The 15,279-nt window shown below is 62.2% G+C and carries 15 protein-coding genes; 7 read left to right on the plus strand and 8 right to left on the minus strand.

Features of this window, described 5'->3' with window-relative positions; translation table 11 throughout:
• The first annotated feature begins 6 nt into the window (after positions 1-6).
• From K3175_RS12245 to K3175_RS12260, 4 genes are all read left to right on the plus strand, one after another.
• Entirely contained in the window at positions 7-2,184 is a 2,178-nt protein-coding gene (locus K3175_RS12245) for a GTA baseplate fiber-binding domain-containing protein (RefSeq protein ID WP_221543658.1), read from the plus strand.
• Between the two features lie 23 nt (positions 2,185-2,207).
• Positions 2,208-2,645 carry a DUF2793 domain-containing protein gene (locus K3175_RS12250; protein WP_221543659.1) on the plus strand — a complete coding sequence of 146 codons (438 nt, stop codon included), beginning with the start codon at positions 2,208-2,210 and terminating at the stop codon, positions 2,643-2,645.
• A gap of 200 nt (positions 2,646-2,845) precedes the next feature.
• Positions 2,846-3,934 carry an OmpA family protein gene (locus K3175_RS12255; protein ID WP_221543660.1) on the plus strand — a complete coding sequence of 363 codons (1,089 nt, stop codon included), beginning with the start codon at positions 2,846-2,848 and terminating at the stop codon, positions 3,932-3,934.
• 95 nt (positions 3,935-4,029) lie between these two features.
• Positions 4,030-4,554 carry a superoxide dismutase family protein gene (locus tag K3175_RS12260; RefSeq protein WP_221543661.1) on the plus strand — a complete coding sequence of 175 codons (525 nt, stop codon included), beginning with the start codon at positions 4,030-4,032 and terminating at the stop codon, positions 4,552-4,554.
• Here the strand turns inward: K3175_RS12260 and K3175_RS12265 are convergent, their stop codons facing one another.
• The 7 genes from K3175_RS12265 to K3175_RS14290 form a co-directional block, all read right to left on the minus strand.
• The gene (locus K3175_RS12265; RefSeq protein ID WP_221543662.1) at positions 4,555-6,147 is read right to left on the minus strand and encodes an MFS transporter; all 1,593 of its coding nucleotides are present in this window, start codon (positions 6,145-6,147) and stop codon (positions 4,555-4,557) included.
• Between the two features lie 29 nt (positions 6,148-6,176).
• Complete coding sequence (gene queC, locus K3175_RS12270) at positions 6,177-6,872, minus strand: 7-cyano-7-deazaguanine synthase QueC (RefSeq protein ID WP_221543663.1); 696 nt, start codon at positions 6,870-6,872, stop codon at positions 6,177-6,179.
• 37 nt (positions 6,873-6,909) lie between these two features.
• On the minus strand, positions 6,910-7,320 hold the full coding sequence (locus K3175_RS12275; RefSeq protein WP_247710879.1) for a hypothetical protein: 411 nt from the start codon (positions 7,318-7,320) through the stop codon (positions 6,910-6,912).
• Between the two features lie 111 nt (positions 7,321-7,431).
• Positions 7,432-8,337: an Hsp33 family molecular chaperone HslO gene (gene hslO / locus K3175_RS12280; protein WP_221543664.1), complete on the minus strand. Its 906-nt coding sequence runs from the start codon at positions 8,335-8,337 to the stop codon at positions 7,432-7,434.
• Between the two features lie 48 nt (positions 8,338-8,385).
• Complete coding sequence (gene argF, locus K3175_RS12285) at positions 8,386-9,348, minus strand: ornithine carbamoyltransferase (protein ID WP_221543665.1); 963 nt, start codon at positions 9,346-9,348, stop codon at positions 8,386-8,388.
• The gene (locus K3175_RS12290) at positions 9,348-10,538 is read right to left on the minus strand and encodes an aspartate aminotransferase family protein (RefSeq protein WP_221543666.1); all 1,191 of its coding nucleotides are present in this window, start codon (positions 10,536-10,538) and stop codon (positions 9,348-9,350) included. The genes argF and K3175_RS12290 overlap by 1 nt, the downstream gene beginning before the upstream one ends.
• A gap of 134 nt (positions 10,539-10,672) precedes the next feature.
• Positions 10,673-11,446, minus strand: coding sequence for a cold-shock protein (locus K3175_RS14290; protein ID WP_221543667.1), 774 nt, complete (start codon positions 11,444-11,446; stop codon positions 10,673-10,675).
• 258 nt (positions 11,447-11,704) lie between these two features.
• Between K3175_RS14290 and K3175_RS12300 the strand changes: the two genes are divergently transcribed.
• From K3175_RS12300 to K3175_RS12310, 3 genes are all read left to right on the plus strand, one after another.
• The gene (locus K3175_RS12300) at positions 11,705-12,505 is read left to right on the plus strand and encodes a TerC family protein (protein WP_221543668.1); all 801 of its coding nucleotides are present in this window, start codon (positions 11,705-11,707) and stop codon (positions 12,503-12,505) included.
• A gap of 4 nt (positions 12,506-12,509) precedes the next feature.
• Complete coding sequence (locus tag K3175_RS12305) at positions 12,510-12,950, plus strand: protein tyrosine phosphatase family protein (protein ID WP_221543669.1); 441 nt, start codon at positions 12,510-12,512, stop codon at positions 12,948-12,950.
• A 140-nt stretch (positions 12,951-13,090) separates the two neighbouring features.
• Entirely contained in the window at positions 13,091-14,677 is a 1,587-nt protein-coding gene (locus tag K3175_RS12310; protein WP_221543670.1) for a GMC family oxidoreductase, read from the plus strand.
• A 21-nt stretch (positions 14,678-14,698) separates the two neighbouring features.
• On the opposite strand, the gene K3175_RS12315 is transcribed toward K3175_RS12310, so the two are convergent.
• On the minus strand, positions 14,699-15,223 hold the full coding sequence (locus K3175_RS12315) for a GNAT family N-acetyltransferase (RefSeq protein ID WP_221543671.1): 525 nt from the start codon (positions 15,221-15,223) through the stop codon (positions 14,699-14,701).
• Between the last annotated feature and the right edge of the window lie 56 nt (positions 15,224-15,279).

Raw genomic sequence — 15,279 nt, forward strand, 5'->3', positions numbered from 1 at the left:
TTTCTCATGGCAACCATTCTTCTTTCCTCGGTCGGCAGCCTGTTCGGCCCGCTGGGGCAGATGGCGGGCACGCTGGCCGGAAGCGCGATCGATCACGCGCTGTTCGGCCCGAAGGACCGCCACGGCCCCCGGCTGAAGGAACTGGCCGTTACCGGATCGAGCTATGGCACGCCCATCGCGCGACATTACGGCACGATGCGCGGCGGCGGGTCGATCATCTGGGCAGCCGATCTGGCCGAGCACCTCGAGCGTGAGGGCGGCGGCAAGGGCAAGCCCAAGACCGTGCGCTACAGCTATTCGGCATCCTTCGCCGTGGCATTGTCGAGCCGCCCGATCGAGCGGCTGGGGCGCATCTGGGCGGGCGGCAGCCTGCTGCGCGGGCAGGCGGGCGATCTGAAGGCCGGGGGCCAGCTGCGGCTTTACAAGGGACATGGCGACCAGCCGCGCGATCCGCTGATGGAAGCGGCGCTGGGCCCTCGCTGCCCCGCCTTTCGCGGGCTGGCCTATGCCGTGTTCGAGGATCTCGACCTCAGCGATTTCGGCAATCGCATTCCCCCGCTCAGTTTCGAGATCGTGGCGGGGGACGGCAGCAGGCTGGTCGACATGGTGATGGAGGATTGCGGGGCCGGTTCGGGTGCCGGCGTGCGGCTCGGCGGACTGCGCGGCTTTGCGCATGAGGCAGGCTCGGTGCGCGAGGTGTTGCAGCTGGTGGACCGGCTCTATCCGCTGGCCGTCGATACAGACGCAGGCGGATTGCAACTGCGCCATGCCTCTGCCCCGCACGGGCCGGCCCAAGAGCTGCCCCCGGCAGTGCGCTGGGAAGACGGCGAGTTCGGCCGGTTGGACGGCACCAGCCAGTCACGCCCCACCGGGAGCGGAGGGCAGGCGGCGGCGCTGCGCTATTACGATGCGGCCCGCGATTTCCAGCCGGGGCTGCAATATGCCGGACCGCTGGGCGCCGGTTCGCGCACGCTGGAGTTTCCGGGCGTGCTGAGCGCTGCCGACGCGCTCGCGCTCGCCCGCGCTGCCCATGTCAGGGGTAGAACGGCGGGAGAGCGGCTGCAGTGGCGGTGCAGCACGCTCGATCCCGATCTGGCGCCCGGCGCCATCGTGACGGCGCCCGGCCATCCCGGCCTCTACCAGATCGTGGCCCGCGAATGGCGCGATGGCGGCGTGGAACTGGACCTTGCCCGCTACCCCCCTTCCGGCCCCCTGCCCGAGCCTGCAGCCGATGCGGGATCGCCCTGGTCGCCGCCGGACCGGCTGGCGAGCCGGACCAGCCTGCGCGTGTTCGAGATGCCCTGGCACGGCTTGGGCGCTCCGGACATGCGGGTGATCCACGCCGCGCCATCCGCCCCGGCTGGCCGCTGGCCGGGCTGCACGCTCTATGCCGCCGAGGAGGGCAGGCTGGTCCCGCTGGACACCGCCGCGCAGGAACGCGCGATCGGCGGGCAACTGGCCGCCCCGCTGGGCCCATCGCGAGCGATCCGGTTCGAACCCGGCGCCAGCCTGCTGGTCCAGCTGATCGACCACGAAGCGCTCCTTACCTCCACGGATTTGCGCGGCGTCGCCGGGCACGAAAACCTGCTGCTGGTCGGCAATGAAGTGCTGCAATTTGCCGAGGCCCTCCCGCTGGGCGCGGGCCGGTGGAAGCTGGCCGGCCTGCTACGCGGCCGCGGCGGCACCGAGCGCGAGGCGGCCGTGGGGCATGCCCACGGCGCTCCAGTCACATTGCTCGACGATCGCCTTGTACCGCTGAGCTCGGGATCGCTCCGTCCCGGCACTCGCCAGTTCGCCGCCATCGGCACGGCCGACGAAGAGCCTGCCCTCGCCGCGCTCGAGAACCCCGGCGCATCTTTGCGGCCGCCCCCGCCGGTCCATCCCCGCGCCCTTGTGCGGGCGGACGGCAGCCTGCTGCTTTGCTGGACGCGGCGGGCACGAGGGCAATGGGGATGGCCTGACCATGTCGATGTGCCGCTGGTGGAGGAGACCGAGGGTTACGAGGTCAGCTTCGGCCCTCCGGACGCAGCGATCGGGCGCTGGCAGACCGCCCGGCCGCAGCTCGAACTTGCAGCCAGCGACTGGAACGCCCTAGCCGATGCCGCGCCGCAGGGCATTTTCCATGTTCGGCAGATCGGGACCCACGACCTCTCCCCGCCCCTGCACTTCGCAGCCCTTGGCTGACATTCCATCATCAGGAGACCGATATGTCCCACAGTACCCCGCGTTTTGCGCTCCCCCATCTTTTCCCGGGCCAGGCCCAGAAGGAATTCACGTTCAACGAAGCCATGGCCCGGATCGACATGCTGCTTCATCCGGAAGTGACCGGCGAGCGGTCGCAGGAACCCGCCCATCCCGTTCCGGGCGAAACATTTCTCGTCGGCAGCGATGCGGACGGCGCTTTTTCCGGCCGCGCCGGATCGCTGGCCAATTGGGATGGCGACCAGTGGACATTCATCGCGCCGCGGGCGGGAATGATGGCTTTCGACCGTGAAAGAGCGGCGCTGCTGCGCTTCTCCGAGGGGGCATGGGCAAGTTTACAATCGCCCGCTCTCCCTTACGGCGGCGCGGTAATCGACCAGGAGGCCCGCAAGGCTATCGAGGTACTGGCGGCTGGATTGAAAGAATTCGGCATTTTTTCTTGAACTGTCCGGAACCAGCAATGACCCGCGACGTTACGCATCCGACACGGAAGGGGGTTACCGCCCGGAAATCCTTGTTTACACTTTGGGAATTGCGGCATTCTTGCAACAGTTCCCGACTATTGCCCGCTTGCCAGCGTGGTGACGCAGTTCTAAATACGCGGCACTCGGTGGCTCCAATTCGCAAAAAGGGGAAATAACTAATGCGGAAATTAGTCATAGGAATGGCGATGGCCTCAACGGCCCTTGCATCGCCAGCCCTCGCAAGGGATAATTCTTGGTACATCGGTGGCGAATTCGGCCCGATGATCGCCGAAGACATGACCCTGTCGGACAGCAACGATGGTACGGCGCCTGCGCTCGACATCGATTATGAATATGGTTTCGATGGCGGCGGCTACGTCGGTTACGATTTCGGCGCTTTCCGTCTGGAAACCGAAGTCAGCTACCGCGATGCTGACCACGACGAAGTCGCAGTCGACGGCCTGGGAACCTTCCCGACCAACGGTTCGACCAACTCGCTCGCATTCATGCTCAACGGCATGTTCGACTTCGGTCCCGACGACGGCCTCCAGGGTTACGTCGGTGGTGGTGCCGGTGTTGCACGCACCAGCCTCGAAGGCCAGATTTCGGTTCCGAACGCAGTTGATCCCGTGATCGACGATTCGTCGACCGACTTCGCTTGGCAGATCCTTGCCGGCGTTCGCGCTCCGCTGACCGACAACATCGACGTTGGCCTGCGCTATCGCATGTTCACTGCCGAAGACGTGTCGCTGGTCGACAACACCGGCGCAGAACGTGACGGCAAGTTCCGCACCCACTCGCTGATGGGTACGCTGAGCTACAACTTCGGCGCACCTGCTGCGGTAATCCCGCCGCCGCCGCCGCCGCCGCCGCCGCCGCCGCCGCCTCCCCCGCCGCCGCCGCCGCCGGCTCCGGTCTGCCAGCAGGGCCCGTACATTGTCTTCTTCAACTGGGACAAGTCGGACATCACGCCTGAAGCAGCAACGATCCTCGACAACGCGGTTTCGGCTTACGCCAACTGCGGTATGGCTTCGGTCATGCTCGCTGGCCACACCGACACCTCGGGTTCGGCGCAGTACAACATCGGCCTCGCCGAGCGTCGTAACTCGTCGGTTCGCGACTACCTCACCTCACGTGGTGTTCCTGGTGGCCGCATCTCGAGCGAAGCCTTCGGTGAAACGCAGCTTCGCGTTCCGACCGCCGACGGCGTCCGCGAACTCCAGAACCGCCGTGTGGAAGTTACCTACGGTCCGGGTTCGGGCATGTAATTCACTCTTCGGAGTTGAAACATCGAGAAGGGGTCGGAGCAATCCGGCCCCTTTTTCGTTGGTTGGGCGTGATCACAACCAAAAGGATAGAACATATGCGTATGATGCTCGCCGCTCCGCTAGCCGCAATGGCCTTGGCGGGATGCTCCACCATGGACAATTTCTCCGCCAGCCCAATCGCTGAGGCCCAGCTGACCCGTGCCAATGGCGTGCCAGTGGGAACCGCCCAGCTGGTTTCGGACGGCAGCACCCTGTCGCTTGCAATGGTCGCCACGGGGCTTGAGCCGGGAGCGCATGGTTTTCACCTCCACACCACCGGTCGCTGCGAAGGGCCCGATTTCAAAAGCGCAGGCGGGCACCTCAACCCGCTGAACCGCGAGCATGGCTCGCTCAATCCGGAAGGCAAGCATGTCGGCGACATGCCCAATTTGGAAGTTGGGACGTCGCGCACCGCCAGTACCACGATCGACATCGGTCCGGATACGGCCGCCTATCGCAACTATCTCTTCGATGCCGACGGCACGGCGATCGTCATCCACGCCGGTCCTGACGACTACCGCACCGATCCCGCAGGCGACGCAGGCTCGCGTGTAGCCTGCGGCGTCCTTACGATGAGCTGATCAGGAAGCTATCTCTTCGCCTGCCGCGCGGGCCCGGTCGAGCAGCGTACGCTCCGCCTCGGGCACTGTGCGGTGGGCAATGAAAAGCAGGACGAGGCCGATGGGTACGGCGATCAGCAGGCTCAGGCCACCTGTAGACAGGCTCCCGGTCATGCTGGAGACCTGCCCCGCCATATAGGGCCCAAGTGCCAGACCCACGAGCGTTGTCGACAGAAAGAAGGTCGCCGTTGCCGTGCCGCGCATACGGGGCAACACCAGATCCTGCGACGTAGCGGCCGCAGCCCCGAGCGCCGAGCTGCCGAACAGCGATTGCAGGAAAGCGGCCACGTAGAAAACGAGCGGATCGGTCGTGGTGAACATGGTGTAGAGGAAGGGCGCCGCGCCCACGAGCCCGATGCCCACCACCAGAAGGCGGCCCGTTGCATGCTTCTGGCGCAGGCGGTCTGCCAGCCACCCGCCGCTAATAATGCCGAGGAAACCGCCCAGAGCGCCCGGCCCACCAATCCAGAAACCCGCTGTCGACGGAGCCTCTTCCAGTATGCGGATCGCATAAGGCGCCGCCCAGAAGGACGCGGCGTAGGACATGAAGGCGACCATGCCGTAAGCAAGGATCGTGCTTAGGAAAGCAGGCGTCCCCCAGATCAGCGTGAAGGCCGGTTCATCGCGGCGCTTGAGCGTCGAGGCCCAGGAGAAGATGGCATAATAGCCGATGCCCACCGCAATCCATTGCTGCGCATTGCCGGTTATCTGGGTCAGCACATAGGCAAGCGCGCCGATGACCACAGCGCCTGCGATATTGAGTGCGATGCCGCCAACTCCCGCCCTGGCCGCGCCGATTAGCGTGAAGGGCGGAATCACCGCAATCAATTCGCGGAAGAAGCCGCGGAAAGGCTCTTGTGAAGGAGGGGTGATGATGCCGTCGCTCTGGCCGCGAACCGGTTCCTTCAAGGTAAAGACCAGCAATGCGAGCAGAAGTCCGGGAAGGCCGACGATAATGAAGGCCGCCTGCCATCCGGCGAGGCCCAGCGGCGGGTTGTCGGGGAAGCTGGAATTCCAGTTCTCGACGATTGCGCCGCCGATGAGAAGCGAGATGCCGCCCCCGATATAAAGCCCCGAAGAATAGATCGCGAGCGCGGTCGCGCGCATCTTTTTCGGAAACCAGTCGGAAATGAGCGAATAGGCGCTGGGGCTGGCCGTGGCTTCGCCGACCCCCACACCGATGCGCGCGACGCTAAGCGTGGTGAAATTACGCGCGAATCCAGACAGGGCAGTGAAAGCCGACCAGATCGCAAGGCCCGCTGTCATCAGCCGGATGCGGTGCCAGCTATCCGCCAGTTTGCCTAGGGGAATGCCGAAAAGGGCGTAGAAAACACCGAAGGCCGTACCGTAAAGGAAGCCGATCTGATCATCGCGCAAACCTAAATCCGCCTTGATGTCCTCCGCCAGGATGGAAATGATGTTCCGGTCGACGAAATTGAGAACATAGACCACCACAAGTACACTCAGCGCGTACCAACTATAGGCCGGGACTTTGTCCAACCCCGCAGTTTCTCTGGGATTTTCGACGGTCTCCGGACGTGCGTTCTGATTCAATGTTCTACTCTCCCGAGCCTTTGCGGCCCTTATGAGTAGACAGTCGTATCGACAACTCCGGCTTCTTCAAACCCTTTTTGCCGCAGGCGACAGGAATCGCATTCGCCGCAGGCCAGCCCTTCCGGGGTCGGATCGTAGCAAGACCAGCTCCAGGCTGGATCGAGGCCGAGCCGCGCGCATTCGCGGGCAATGTCGGCCTTGGTCATGTATTGAAGCGGCGCATGGATCGTGAATGGCGAGCCTTCGACACCCTGTTTCGTACCGAGACGGGCCGTTTCTGCAAAGCTCTCGATAAATTCTGGGCGACAGTCCGGATAGCCGGAGTAATCGAGCGCATTCACGCCGATAAAGATATCACGCGACCCCGAAGTCTCCGCAAAGGCCGTCGTAAGCGCGAGAAAAACAAGATTGCGCGCCGGGACATAGGTGACCGGAATGGCATCTTCTTCCACTCCGGACTTGGGCACATCGATATCGGCGGTCAGCGCCGATCCGCCGAATTTTCTGAGGTCGAGGGGTAATTCGACGTGGCGTTCCACCCCCAGCTTTTCCGCGATGGCCTTGGCCGATTGCAATTCGCGGCTGTGGCGCTGGCCGTAATCGATGGTCAGGGCATGGACGGCATGGCCGCGCTCACGCGCAAGGGCAGCGGAAACCATGGAGTCGAGCCCGCCTGAAAGCAGCACGACCGCAGGACCCGGGGCTTCTGAATTCACCTTAGTCATGGCTTGTCCGCTAGCGTTAGCGCACCTGCCCTGCAAGTCAGCGGCAGGATCCGGTCCGGCGCGCTTCAGCGGAAAACTGGAACGGGCGCCCGTCTGCGATGCCCTGGCTGTCGACCTGGACCAGGCCGGAATTCTCACGCCGGATGTTCGTGCGACCATATCCATTGCCGCGGCAGGTGTACTGCACGGTCACTTGCGCTTTTCCGTCTTCGACAACGAAGCGATTGCAGCTGTCTCCGGCATGGCGCAGCTGGATGAACTCGCGGCCGCTACGCACGCAGATGTTCCGCGGCGCGCTGCCGTCGCGATACCGAAGTTCCCAGCCGCCACGATCGAGTGTGTCGAGCATGGCCAGCGATGCCTGAGCAACGACCGGCGCGCCGATTGCAAGCGCACCGAGTACGAAAAGGCCGGCAACAGTTCGGTATTGTTTCTTCGATTTCATCATGATCTTCTATCTATCAAACGCCGCGCGTTGTTACGGTTCTATTCCCTTGGCGGTGAACAGCACCATAACATCGCCGAAACGAAATTGCTTCTTTGTTCTTAGAGGGTCCGTTCAGGCCTCGATCGGGAACTGGCGAGAACAGAATGCGCAATCCACGCTAATGATCCCGTCGGCGTTGCGCATTTCTTCGCGGTCGGCCTCAGGGAATTTCATCAGCACGTCGCGGTAGTGCTCGACCGAACAGCGACATCCCTTACCGATTGTCTGGCCTTGCTCCACCAGCACTTCGCTTTCCTCGTGGAACAGGCGCCAGACGATCGCTTCGAGCGAAAGGTCCGACGAGAGAAGCTCCTCGTGCTTGAGAGACCCTCCGAGAATAGCGACGTGCTCCCATTCCGGATGATCGAGCCGCGCATGCAGGCGCTCGCGCCCCTCTTCGCCATCGGGCAAGTGTTGTAGCAGCATGCCCGCGGCAAACGATTTGCCGCCGTCGGACCGGATGGCCGTGCGGATAAGGGTCGGAACCTGCTCGGATTGTAGGAAATATGTCTCACACGCCTCGGCCAGTGTTTCCCCTTCGAGCGGCACGATACCCTGATAGCGGCCTTTGCCTGTGGCAAGGTCGAAGGTGATCGCGAGATAACCTTTGCCGAACAGCGCGAAAAGCGAGGGATTGGCTCCCAGTGCAGCCAGCCGATCTTCGTCGAAATCGACATAGCCGCGAAGTTCGCCACCCTTGTAATCGCACACGAGCAGATTGATCGCGCCGGCTTCCGTCTGGGCCTGCATCGTCACCTGCGATCCGTCTTCCTTCACCAGCGAGCCCATCAGCGTGATGAGCACGAGCGCTTCTGCAAGAATATGCGTGATCGGAGCAGGATAATCATGCGCAGACAAAATATCGTCGAGCGTGCTGTCCAGCCGCACCAGACGTCCGCGCGCATCGCGCGAAGGGATGGTGAATTTCAGCGTGCGACCGGCGAAGGTTTCTTCATTGGCGTGTGTCGTAGAAGTCATGGGCGCACATATGGAGAGCGTAGCGGCAGTTTTACAGACCCCCGCGCATCAACCAAGCAAGCCGAAGCTCCACAGCAACACCGACTTTTGTGCATGAATGCGGTTTTCGGCTTCGTCGAAAACGACCGACTGCGCGCTTTCGAACACCTCCTCGGTCACCTCGTCACCCACATGGGCCGGCAGGCAATGGAGGAACCGCGCATCGGATTTGGCCAGTTCCATGAGCTGCTTATTGACCTGGAAGGGCGCCATGGCCGCGATCTTGTTGTGGGCATGATCCTGCCCCATCGAAACCCAGGTATCGGTCACGATAATGTCTGCCCCGCGCGCGGCCTCCGCAGCGTCGTGCGTAAGCGTAACCTGAGCGCCGCCGTTACGCGCCATCTCCACGAATTCGGCTTCCGGCTCATATCCGCTGGGCACGCCCACCCGCACATTGAACTTGAAGAGCCCGGCCGCCTCGAGAACGGAATGAAGAACATTGTTGCCATCGCCGAGCCAGGCCAGTTCCAGCCCCGGCAGCGCCTTGCCCTGTTCGACCACCGTCAGCAGATCGGCTACGATCTGGCACGGGTGGGACCGGTCGGTCAGACCGTTGATCACTGGGACATGCGCATAGTGGGCCAGCTCCTCGGCCTTTGCATGATCGTCTGTCCGGATCATGATGGCATCGACCATCCGGCTCAGCACCCGCGCGGTGTCGGCTATGCTTTCCCCCCGGCCAAGCTGGCTAGTCCCCGAATCGAGGATGAGAGCCGAGCCACCGAGCTGCCGCATCCCGATGTCGAAGCTGACGCGGGTCCGGGTGGAGTTCTTCTCGAAGATCATGCCGAGCACATGACCTGCAAGCGGAGCATCGGCATCGGGCTTGCCCTTGGGCCATCCCTGACGCGCCGTCTTCCTGTCCTGCGCATCCGCCAGCATGGCGGCGATCGCATCTCCGCCCGCATCCGACAGGTCGAGAAAATTCCTCACCGCCGGAGCCAGATCGAGCGCGTCGCCGCCCGCCATTAGTTTGCCGCCGGATCGAAGCTTGCTGCGCCGGCAGAAAGCTTGTCGAAGAATTCGTCGAATTCTGCATCATCGGCCACCAGCGGCGGCAGGACGCGCAGCGTCTGGTCGCCCGCAGCCACGGTCAACAACTGGTGGTTGTCCCGCAGATGGACGAAGAAGGGCCGGCTCTCGACCTTCATCCGAAGGCCGAGCATCAAGCCCTTGCCCCGCACGAAATCGAACAATTCGGGATAATTGCCGATGAACTGCTCGAGGCGGCTGCGCAGACGCTCGCCCTTTTCGGTGACTTCCGCGAGGAATTTATCATTGGCTACGGCATCCATCACTGCCGTTCCTGCAGCCATGGCGAGCGGATTGCCGCCATAGGTCGAACCGTGCGTGCCGAACCCCATGCCCCGCGCAGCTTTTTCCGTCGCCATGCAGGCACCAAGCGGGAAACCGCCGCCGATACCCTTGGCGGTTGCCATGATGTCCGGTTCGACGCCGTAATGTTCATAGGCATAGAGCTTGCCCGTACGCGCCACCCCGCACTGCACTTCGTCGAATACGAGCATGAGATCATGCTCGTCACAAAGAGCCTTGAGGCCGCGAATGAACTCATCCGAAGCGGGACGGATGCCGCCTTCGCCCTGGATCGGTTCGACGAGGAAGCCGGCAGTCTTGTCGGTTACCAGGGCTTTCGCGCTTTCAAGATTGTCGAATTCCGCATATTGGAACCCGGCCAGCAGGGGCATGAAGCCCTTGTGCATTTTTTCCTGATTGGACGCGCTGATCGTCGCCATCGTCCGGCCGTGAAAGGCGTTGGTGAAGGTAATCAGTTCGGTCCGGTTGGCGTCCCCGTCTTCGTGCTGGTGATAGGCACGTGCGGTCTTGATGGCCGCTTCGACGGCTTCCGCGCCCGAATTGGTGAAGAAGACGGTGTCCGCAAAAGTCTTGTCAACCAGCCGCTGCGCCAGTGCTTCGCCCTGCGGGCTTCCGTAAAGATTGGAGACATGCATCAATGTCTCTGCCTGTTTCTGGATCGCGCCGATCAGGCCTTCGTGGCTGTGCCCGAGCAGGTTCACTGCGATGCCGCTGGCGAAATCCAGATAGCGCGTACCGTCCTCATCGATCAGATGGCAGTGATCGCCCGCGACAGGGCGCACGCCGCAACGGGGATAAACGGGCATCAGCGGGCTGATCGACATTCTCAGGACTCTCCTCACGAGTATCAAAGACAAATGGCGGCCCCGGAACGGGAGCCGCCATCTGCGTGTTTGCCAGCGATCTATTCCTTCATGCGGCGTTGGTCAAACGGCAGCGGAAGGAGTGGTCATCTACCTTATTCGGCAGGAACCAGATTGACCGCGGAATATTTGCCGCGTCGGTCGACCTCGAGGTCGAATTCGTAGCGCTCACCCTCATTCAGCGTGGAGAGGCCCGAACGTTCCACGGCGCTGATGTGGACGAATGCGTCCGGCTGGCCATCGTCGCGCGTCAGGAAGCCGAAGCCCTTCATCGAATTGAAGAACTTTACCGTACCGCTCGCTCTTTCGCCGGTCAGTTCGCGGCGCGGTGCCGCTGCCTTCTGTTCGACTTCGATCACGTCACCGACAACCTGGAGATCCTGCGCCGACACCTTGCCGCCGCGATCCACGAGGTTGAATTCCAGTTCCTGACCTTCGGCGAGGCCTTCGAGGCCCGCGCGTTCGACAGCGCTGATGTGGACGAAGATATCTTCACCACCGGTTTCCTGCTGGATAAAGCCGAAGCCCTTCTGCGAATTGAAGAACTTTACCGTGCCCTTGCCGGTACCCACGACCTGTGCGGGCATGCGGTTGCCGCCGCCGCCGCCGCCACGGGGGCCGCCGCCGAAGCCGCCGCCACCGCCGCGATTACCGCCGCCGAAGCCGCCGCCACCGCCACGGTTGCCGCCGCCGAAACCGCCACGGTCACCGCCGCCACCGAAACCGCCGCCGCCATAGCCGCCGCGGTCACCACCACCGAAGCCGCCACCCTGATCGAAACCGCCGGGAGAACCACCGAACGGATCAAAATCTTCGCCGATATTGTCCCGCTTGTCCCGTCCCCGGCGCCGCCCTTTGTCGTAACCCATAAGTCGTAAAATACCTTGTCGCGCAGCCGAGTAATCATTCACTCGGGCACGCAGGCTGCGAGGCGTACCCGGCGTTTGCGCATGGGAGAATCTGGAAAATTCCCCCCGCATTACTCGCATGCATAGCGTGAAAGATCGCTTCTTGCGAATATTTTAGCGCACAATCGTGTTCTGACGCACGAATGTGACATTTTAGCATGGTGAAAACGGGTAGAATTCGCCCTTGCCAGCACATGACGGGTTGGGCATCGGTGGCTCATGGACCTGATTGCACTGTTTTCCGATCCCGCCGCCTGGCTGGCGCTGCTTACTCTCATCGCGCTGGAAGTGGTGCTGGGGGTGGACAATCTCATCTTCATTGCGATTCTTTCCAACAAGCTGCCCGAACATCAACAGCAGAAAGCGCGCAGAATCGGGCTTTCTCTCGCCCTGGTGATGCGCATCGGCCTGCTGATGCTCATTGGCTGGATCGTCACTCTCCAGGAGCCGCTATTCGATCTGGGCATTCAGGGCGCGCCGAGCGCCTATGGTGAACCGACCTTCGAAACCGCTTTTTCAGGGCGGGATCTGATCCTCCTGGTGGGCGGACTTTTCCTGCTGTGGAAGGCGACGAAGGAAATCCATCATTCGATGGAGCCGGAAGACAATTCCGGCGATCTGCTCGACAAGACCCCCGGCACCGGAGAAGCTGTGACGGCGGCATTCGGTACGGTCATCGCCCAGATTGTCGCAATCGATCTGGTCTTTTCCGTCGATTCGATTCTCACGGCCGTCGGCATGACCGATGAGATCGCGATCATGGTCATCGCTGTGGTCATAACCGTGGGCGTCATGATGATCGCCGCCGACCCCCTAGCGAGATTTATCGAGAAGAATCCGACCCTGGTCATGCTGGCGCTCGCTTTCCTTGTCATGATCGGCCTCGTGCTCATCGCCGATGGTTTCGGCTTCCACGTGCCCAAGGGGTATATCTACGCCGCCATGGGATTCTCAGTCGGTGTCGAATTGCTCAACATGGTGCAGCGAAACCGGCGGGCCAGAAAAGCCAAGGAGGCGTAAGGCAATGGTCGAATTCAAGCAGCTGCGCGAGGGAATGCTCGCATCGCCCCAGATCGAGGCCGGGGACGTCGCGCGCGCCAAAGAGGCTGGCGTGACCCTCATTATCAACAACCGACCCGATGGCGAGGCCGGCGATCAGCCCGCCGGAGCGGAGATCGAAGCAGCCGCCCAAGCCAATGGCATCGCCTATCGGGCGATCCCGGTAAGTTCGGCCGGCTTCAGCCTGCCGCAGATCGAGGAGATGCAGGCCGCTCTGGATGAGGCGGACGGCACGGTTCTGGCTTTCTGCCGCTCCGGTACACGCTCGACCATCCTGTGGGCTCTTGCGAAGGCCAAGTCCGGCGCGCCCGTCGATCAACTCTCCGACGACGCTTTAGCCGCCGGTTATGACGTTTCGGGCATCCGGCCGACCATGGAAATGTTGAGCCGTCAGTCCGGCAGCTAGGCTCAATCGATAAAATCAATTGCTGCCAACGGCAGCGGTTGCTCGTCCATCAATCGTGCTTCGCGCAACAGGTTGCAGTTGAAAACCTGATTGCAGGCATCGCCACCTCTGCCTAACCTCCCGACTCGGGAGAAGAGAATATGGGCGAATTCGACGTTGTCGTTATCGGCGGTGGAAGTGGTGGAAGCGCTGTCGCCGGCAGGCTGGCGCAATCTGGAAAGACGGTGTGTCTGCTGGAAGCCGGAGGCCGGAACACCGGCTTGCGCGTAACCACCCCGGGGCTGTTCGCAGTACCGAACCCCAAAGCCAATTACATGTATGAGACCGTGCCTCAGAAGGGGCTCAACGGACGGGTGGGCTATCAGCCGCGCGGCAAGGGCCTTGGCGGCAGTTCGGCAATCAATGCAATGGTCTACATCCGCGGGAACCGCTGGGATTACGACAATTGGGCATCTCTGGGATGCGAGGGCTGGGCCTATGACGACGTCCTACCTTATTTCAGGAAAGCGGAACACAATACGCGCGGGCAAAGCGAATATCACGGCGGGGATGGCCCGCTCTGGGTGAGCGACCAGCATTATGCCAACCCGGCCAGCCATGCCTTCGTCGAGGCGGCAACCCAGCTGCAATTGCCGCGCAACGACGATTTCAACGGTGCGCGTCAGGAAGGCTTCGGAATTTTCCAGGTCACCCAGAAGGATGGCGAGCGCTGGTCATCATCGCGTGCCTATATCGATCCGCTGAGGGGCTCGAAAAACCTGGATGTCCGTATCGGCGTCACTGTCCAGAAGCTGGAGATCGACGATGGGCGCATAATTGGTGTCACTTATTCGGTCGGGAAGCGCAGCCGCACGGTGAAAGCTCGCGGGGGCGTTGTGCTTTCCGCAGGCACCTTCAATACGCCGCAAATTCTGATGCTTTCGGGCATCGGCCCCGGAGAGCATCTGAGAGACCACGGGATAGAGATTGTCGCGGACAAGCCTGCGGTCGGTTCGGATCTGCAGGACCATATAGATTACGTTTCGAGCTGGCGGTCCGAGGATGCGCAGCTGATCGGCAGCACGTTCGCCGGCACACTGCGCATGGCCAAGGCGCTGATCGAGCATCGTCGAAAACGCACCGGCATCATGACAACTCCCTATGCGGAAGCGGGAGGGTTCTGGACCGTTATGCCCGATGCGCCCGCCCCGGACATTCAATGGCATTTCGTTCCTGCGATGCTGGAGGACCATGGCCGCACCAAGGTGAAAGGCTATGGCTTCTCCCTGCATGCCTGCGTTTTGCGGCCGGAAAGCAGGGGGACAGTGCGGCTGGCAAGCCGGGATGCATCAGATGGCCCACGCATCGATCCCAATTTTCTGGCCGACGATCGCGATATCGCCACCCTTCGCGAAGGAGTGAGATTATCGCAGCGCATCGCCGGCTCACCCGCGCTTCAGGCTTTCGACCCGCGTGACCGCCACCCGGTCGATCTCGACGACAATGCGCAGTTGGATGAGATGATCCGCAACCGCGCCGACACGGTTTATCATCCGGTGGGAACTTGCAGGATGGGGCCGGACGAAAGCGATGTCGTCGACCCGCAATTGAAACTCAGAGGCCTTGAGAACCTCTGGATCGCGGATGCCAGCATCATGCCCAGAATCGTGTCCGGCAATACCAACGCGCCCAGCATCATGATCGGCGAGCGGTGCGCAGAGTTCGTCAATACTGTTTTGGATCGCTGACTTCCGACGAGCCGTTCTGCATCAAAGCCGTTTTGTCATCGTGGCGAGCGGGAATGCCACCGGACCATTGGTGTCCTCCCACTCGCTTTCCACCGTATAGCCACAGCGCAGGTAGAACGGCTTTCCCGCCATGGTGGCTGCCATTTCGAGAGCCTTGAACCCTTCTTCGCGTGCTGCGGCCTCGGAGCGCTCCAGGATCAATCTGCCGACGCCTTTACGGACATGTTCTGGGTGGGTGTACATCGCTCTGATGCGGGCGCGCTCGGTCGAGGGGTCCAGCAAGCGCGGGTCCCTTCCAACGGTATGATTTCCTCCGTAAAGCGTCGCGCGGCGCGACCAGCCACCGCACCCAGCCAGCGCGCCATCCGCTTCCACGACGAAATACGTGCCATCCGCGATCAGCATGGCATCCAGCCCCATCCCGCCTTTGGATGCCTCGATCTGCTCGGGCTTCAGATAGCCGCTCTGCAGCTTTTCTATCGCCAGGGTCATGAGTTCGGAGATCGAGTCTTCGTCGTCGTGCCGGGCAAGCCGGATAGTCAGCATGGTATCTCTCGCAAAAAAGAGGCGACCGTTACGGCCGCCCCTCTTCTTCAGCAAAA

The sequence above is a fragment of the Qipengyuania aestuarii genome, from assembly GCF_019711535.1.
GTDB classification, from domain to species: domain Bacteria; phylum Pseudomonadota; class Alphaproteobacteria; order Sphingomonadales; family Sphingomonadaceae; genus Qipengyuania; species Qipengyuania aestuarii.

Bases quoted from the DNA above. Each gene is read 5' to 3' on its own strand.
- K3175_RS12305 (WP_221543669.1), top strand. From the start codon at position 12,510: ATGGTCGAATTCAAGCAGCTGCGCGAGGGAATGCTCGCATCGCCCCAG.
- K3175_RS12250 (WP_221543659.1), top strand. From the start codon at position 2,208: ATGTCCCACAGTACCCCGCGTTTTGCGCTCCCCCATCTTTTCCCGGGC.
- K3175_RS12275 (WP_247710879.1), bottom strand. From the start codon at position 7,320: ATGATGAAATCGAAGAAACAATACCGAACTGTTGCCGGCCTTTTCGTA.
- K3175_RS12245 (WP_221543658.1), top strand. From the start codon at position 7: ATGGCAACCATTCTTCTTTCCTCGGTCGGCAGCCTGTTCGGCCCGCTG.
- K3175_RS12315 (WP_221543671.1), bottom strand. From the start codon at position 15,223: ATGCTGACTATCCGGCTTGCCCGGCACGACGACGAAGACTCGATCTCC.
- K3175_RS12310 (WP_221543670.1), top strand. From the start codon at position 13,091: ATGGGCGAATTCGACGTTGTCGTTATCGGCGGTGGAAGTGGTGGAAGC.
- K3175_RS12300 (WP_221543668.1), top strand. From the start codon at position 11,705: ATGGACCTGATTGCACTGTTTTCCGATCCCGCCGCCTGGCTGGCGCTG.
- hslO (WP_221543664.1), bottom strand. From the start codon at position 8,337: ATGACTTCTACGACACACGCCAATGAAGAAACCTTCGCCGGTCGCACG.
- K3175_RS12255 (WP_221543660.1), top strand. From the start codon at position 2,846: ATGCGGAAATTAGTCATAGGAATGGCGATGGCCTCAACGGCCCTTGCA.
- K3175_RS12260 (WP_221543661.1), top strand. From the start codon at position 4,030: ATGCGTATGATGCTCGCCGCTCCGCTAGCCGCAATGGCCTTGGCGGGA.
- K3175_RS14290 (WP_221543667.1), bottom strand. From the start codon at position 11,446: ATGGGTTACGACAAAGGGCGGCGCCGGGGACGGGACAAGCGGGACAAT.
- argF (WP_221543665.1), bottom strand. From the start codon at position 9,348: ATGGCGGGCGGCGACGCGCTCGATCTGGCTCCGGCGGTGAGGAATTTT.
- K3175_RS12290 (WP_221543666.1), bottom strand. From the start codon at position 10,538: ATGTCGATCAGCCCGCTGATGCCCGTTTATCCCCGTTGCGGCGTGCGC.
- queC (WP_221543663.1), bottom strand. From the start codon at position 6,872: ATGACTAAGGTGAATTCAGAAGCCCCGGGTCCTGCGGTCGTGCTGCTT.